The organism is Paractinoplanes atraurantiacus, from assembly GCF_900215205.1.
GTDB classification, from domain to species: Bacteria; Actinomycetota; Actinomycetes; order Mycobacteriales; family Micromonosporaceae; genus Actinoplanes; species Actinoplanes atraurantiacus.
The window spans coordinates 405,030-408,169 of sequence record NZ_OBDY01000004.1; the positions used below are offsets into that span (position 1 = coordinate 405,030).

The following is a 3,140-nucleotide window of genomic DNA, read 5'->3' on the forward strand; positions in this document are numbered from 1 at the left end:
GCCCGGCCCGTCACCTATTCCCGCCCCGTACCCCTTTGCCCGGTGCCTTAGCCCGGCCCGTCGCCTTTCCCGCCCCGTTCGCCTTTGCCCGGTGCCTTAGCCCGGCCCGTCGCCTTTCCCGCCCCGTTCGCCTTTTGCCGGCCTGCCCCGCCGATCAGCCGCCTTTCCCCGCCTCGGGGTCGCCGGGGCCGGTCCCGCCGCCTGCGGCGTTGCCGTTCGGCCGGGGCGGGCGCCGGTAGAGCCGGTCGATGTCGTCGTCGTATCCGACAGCACCCACTCCACCGGCGCCGCCACCGTTCATCGATCCACCGGCAGCGCGGCCACCGTTCCGCCCGGCCGAGGCGACCGCCCCACCACCGTCGGCCCCACCACCGCCACCGCTCCGGCCGGCCGCCGAGCTGCCGCGGCCCTCGTCGTCCCGGACCGCGTCGATGCCGCCGCTGTTGCGGATCCGGGCCAGGGCGGCGTCCCACTCGTCCGGTTCGCCGCCGGTGGCGGCCGCGCCGGGGCGACCGGGACGCAACCCTACGAAGTGGTCGGCGTGTGCCACGGCCGCCCACGACAGTCCGACCAGGACGGCCAGGGCCGCCAGCGCGCCGAGCCCTTGCGCGAAATCTTCGAACCACTGGTACCAGGCCGGGTACAGCAGCTGCTTGATCTCGGCGATCCGCTCGGTCTGCGTCGTCCACGTCAGCGTCTCGTAGTAATCCTTCAGGTAGCTCGGCTGGCTCGCGTCGGACCCGATCCCCAGCATCGCGACCAGGAAGAACGCGGACCCCACGCCGATCGCCCAGCCGCGCGCCCCTCGCCGGCCGCGGCGGATCATCGGGGCCAGCATCCCGTACGACAATGCGGCGATACCCAGCACGATCAGCGTGACCGCCCCGTCGCCGCTCCGCAGGAGCGCCGGCTCGTTGACCCCGTACTCAGTCTTGATCTGTGTCATGACCGCGGTCAGCCGGCCGGCGTCGGCCGACGCCCACCACGTCAGGTCGAGCACGCCGGCGCACACCAGCAGCACTCCGGCCGGCACCATCAGCCAGGCCAGCAACGTGATCACCCGAACACCGCGGGGGACTTCGCTCCCCGTCATGACGGCATGCTAGTCCTGTAACCGCGTCCGGTTCCACCGCCGAACGGCCACCGCTGTTCACCAGTTCTGCGGCGCCTGCTGCCGGGTCGTGACGTTGATCCGGTTGAACAGGTTGGTGGTGGCGATCCACAGCACGATCGCCGCCAGCCCGCTGTCGTCGAAGTGCTTCGCCGCCTCGTTCCAGACGTCGTCCGGCACCGCGTCGGAGCGGTCGGCCAGCCGCGTAGCCGCCTCGGCCAGGGCGAGCGCCGACCTTTCGGCATCGGTGAAGTACGGCGTCTCCCGCCACACAGCGATCGCGAAGAGCCGCTCGTCCGTCTCGCCGTTTTTGCGTGCCGCCCGCGCTCCCGAGTCGACGCACGGCCCGCAGCCGTTGATCTGGCTGGCCCGCAGATGTACCAGCTCCAGCGTGCTGCTGGGCACTCCGGCCGAGTGCGCCGCCTTGTACAACAGGTTGATGGCCTTGACCGCGTCCGGAAGCAGTTCCGCCGGGTTTTCGATCCGTGCCTGCATGATGTTTCCTCCTCGTACGCGTCACATCCGCGCGTTCTCATCCGTCGGCAGGTCGACGGACCGGACCGCCACGATGTGACCGATGTGGCGACCGCCACACACGCCCGTCACGATCGTCATCAGGGAGGCACCACGAGATGGACGTGCACGAGCGCTTCGAGGCGAACCGCCCCCGGCTGCGCGCGGTGGCCCACCGCATGCTCGGCTCGACGACCGAGGCGGAGGACGCGGTCCAGGAGGCCTGGCTGCGCCTGGACCGCACCGGCCCCGACTCGATCGACAACCTCGACGCCTGGCTGACCACAGTCGTCGGCCGCGTCTGCCTGGACATGCTCCGCTCCCGCACCACCCGCCGCGAGGACGCCTACGAGTCGGAACCTCCCGCCCGGCTCCAGACCACCGGCCCCGAACAGGAGACGTTGCTGGCCGACTCGGTCGGCCTGGCCCTGATGGTCGTCCTGGAGACCTTGTCCCCTGTGGAGCGTCTGGCTTTCGTCCTGCACGACCTTTTCGCCGTGCCTTTCGACGAGATAGCCCCCATCGTCGGCCGCTCCCCCGACGCCGCCCGCCAGTTGGCCAGCCGAGCCCGCCGCCGCATCCAGTCCCAGACCGCACCCCCTTCGAACCAGCCCGGCACCGACCCCCAGCACCCCGACCATCCGCTACGCCAAGACGACACCCAGCCCCAGCACCCAGCCCAGCCGCAACGCCGACCTGGCGCCCAGCCCCAGACCCAACCGCAGCGCCGGCCCGCCGCCCAGCCCCAGGCCCAGCCGCAACGCAGGCCCGCCGCCCAGCCCCAGGCCCAGCCGCAACGCAGGCCCGCCGCCCAGCCCCAGGCCCAGCCGCAACGCAGGCCCAGCACCCAACCCCAGGCCCAGGCCCAGCCCCATGGCCGGCCCGGCGCGGAGCGGCATCGAACCGATCAGCCGGCCAGGCGCGATCTAGTCGACGCCTTCTTGGCGGCTTCCCGGGCCGGCGATTTCGTCACGCTCCTCAGCCTGCTGGACCCCGACGTGCGCCTGCGCGTAGACGACGCCGGCCGCCGCCTGGGCGCCCCCGCCGAGGTCGAGGGCTCGACCCTCGTGGCCCAGTTCTTCTCCGGCCGCGCCGCGACCGCCGTGACCGCCCTCATCAACGGCACCGTAGGCATCGCCGTCGCCCCCGGCGGCAAGACCCGCATCGCCGTCCTGCTCACCTTCGAGTCCGGCCGCATCACCGCCATGGAAGCCGTCGCCGACCCGGCCCACTTGTCCACCCTCACCATCGACCCGCTCTAGCCACCACCACCGCCGCTGCGGGAAGGCAAGGGCCGAAAGCACGAGGTGGTCGAAAGGCGCGAGTCGGAGGCGCGGGGGCTGTACTCGCGGGGCGCAGGCACGGAGGCCGCAGGCGCGAGTCGGAAGCGCGGAGGCCGCAGGCGCGGGTCAGAGGCGTGGGGCCGCACTCGCGGAGCCGCAGGCACGGAGGCCGCAGGCACGAGTCGGAAGCGCGGGGGCCGCACTCGCGAGGGCGCAGGCACCGAGGCCGCAGG

The 3,140-nt window shown here is 72.6% G+C and carries 3 protein-coding genes; 1 reads left to right on the forward strand and 2 read right to left on the reverse strand.

The genetic code is table 11. The annotated features are described in order from the left end of the window. Positions 1 to 154: 154 nt before the first annotated feature. Positions 155 to 1,093 (reverse strand): hypothetical protein, encoded by a 939-nt coding sequence (locus CRP55_RS13850; RefSeq protein ID WP_143234605.1) that lies wholly within the window; start codon positions 1,091 to 1,093, stop codon positions 155 to 157. A 57-nt stretch (positions 1,094 to 1,150) separates the two neighbouring features. Continuing rightward, the gene (locus CRP55_RS13855; RefSeq protein WP_097320261.1) at positions 1,151 to 1,606 is read right to left on the reverse strand and encodes a carboxymuconolactone decarboxylase family protein; all 456 of its coding nucleotides are present in this window, start codon (positions 1,604 to 1,606) and stop codon (positions 1,151 to 1,153) included. Positions 1,607 to 1,743: 137 nt separating this feature from the next. Between CRP55_RS13855 and CRP55_RS56465 the strand changes: the two genes are divergently transcribed. Beyond that, on the forward strand, positions 1,744 to 2,886 hold the full coding sequence (locus CRP55_RS56465; protein WP_438865787.1) for a sigma-70 family RNA polymerase sigma factor: 1,143 nt from the start codon (positions 1,744 to 1,746) through the stop codon (positions 2,884 to 2,886). The last annotated feature ends 254 nt before the right edge of the window (positions 2,887 to 3,140 follow it).

Coding starts and splice junctions, on each gene's coding strand:
- CRP55_RS13850 (WP_143234605.1), bottom strand. CDS start 1,093: ATGACGGGGAGCGAAGTCCCCCGCGGTGTTCGGGTGATCACGTTGCTG.
- CRP55_RS13855 (WP_097320261.1), bottom strand. CDS start 1,606: ATGCAGGCACGGATCGAAAACCCGGCGGAACTGCTTCCGGACGCGGTC.
- CRP55_RS56465 (WP_438865787.1), top strand. CDS start 1,744: ATGGACGTGCACGAGCGCTTCGAGGCGAACCGCCCCCGGCTGCGCGCG.